The organism is Nocardia tenerifensis NBRC 101015, assembly GCF_000308715.1.
In the GTDB taxonomy this organism is placed as follows: Bacteria; Actinomycetota; Actinomycetes; order Mycobacteriales; family Mycobacteriaceae; genus Nocardia; species Nocardia tenerifensis.
This window is the reverse complement of record NZ_BAGH01000135.1, coordinates 1-1,041: the sequence shown is the minus strand read 5'-3', so window position 1 is coordinate 1,041 and position 1,041 is coordinate 1. Positions and strand designations below refer to the sequence as shown.

Below are 1,041 nucleotides of genomic sequence, written 5' to 3'. Positions count from 1 at the left end.
CCGCCGCAGCGCGGCCCTGATCTCGGCCGGGTCCTCGCTGCGCGGGTTGTCGTCGGTGATGATCGCCAGGTCGGCGCCGCGGGCCGCCGCCGCGCCCATCAGCGGGCGTTTGCCCGCGTCCCGGTCGCCGCCCGCGCCGACCACCACGGCCAGGCGCCCCGGCGATTCGGGCGAGTCCGCCGCGAGATGTCCACGCAGCGTGGCGATCACCGACTCCAGCGCGGCGGGCTTGTGCGCGTAGTCGACGATCGCGAGGAAGTTCTGCCCGCGCTCCACTCGCTGCATGCGGCCCGGCACGTCGACGGTGGCCAGCGCGGGCGCGGCGACCGCGGCGTCGACCCCGGCTGCCGCGCACAAGGCGACCGCGAGCAGTGCGTTGGCGACGTTGTAGCGGCCCGGAAGACGCAGCCGCACAGGGACATCGCCGCTCGGCCCGGCCGCGGTGAACTCCTGTTCGCCGCCGTGCGCGGTGATCGGACCCGCCACGCGCCAATCGCCGGATCCCGTGGTGGACACCCTGATCGGGGCTTCGAGCCCGTCCGCGAGCCGGGCGCCCCACTCGTCGTCGACGCAGATCACCGAGGTCCGCGCGGCGACCGGCGAGGTCGGCTCGAACAGCCTGCGCTTGGCGGCGAAGTAGTCCTCGAAGTCCGCGTGGAAGTCCAGGTGGTCCTGCGACAGGTTGGTGAACCCGCCGACCGCGAAGCGGACGCCGTCGACCCGGCCCAGCGCCAGCGCGTGGCTGGACACCTCCATCACCACCGCGTCCACCCCCTGCTCCACCATCAGCGCGAACATCGCGTGCAGCTGCGGGGCCTCCGGCGTGGTCAGCGCGCTCGGCACGCGCCGGCCGCCGATCCTGGTCTCGATGGTGCCGATCAGCGCCGTCGACAGGCCCGCGGCGGCCAGCCCGGCCTCGACCAGATAAGAGGTGGTCGTCTTGCCGGAGGTGCCGGTGATGCCGACGATGCGCAGTCGCTCGGAGGGGTGGCCGTAGATCGTCGCCGACAGCTCGCCGAGCACCGCGCGCGGATCCTCCCG

At 74.1% G+C, this 1,041-nt stretch carries 1 protein-coding gene; it reads right to left on the bottom strand.

Annotated elements, in window-relative coordinates; translation table 11 throughout:
* Positions 1–1,041, bottom strand: a 1,041-nt coding sequence (locus ON39_RS11280) for a Mur ligase family protein (RefSeq protein ID WP_040733469.1), incomplete at both ends; no start/stop codon positions are given.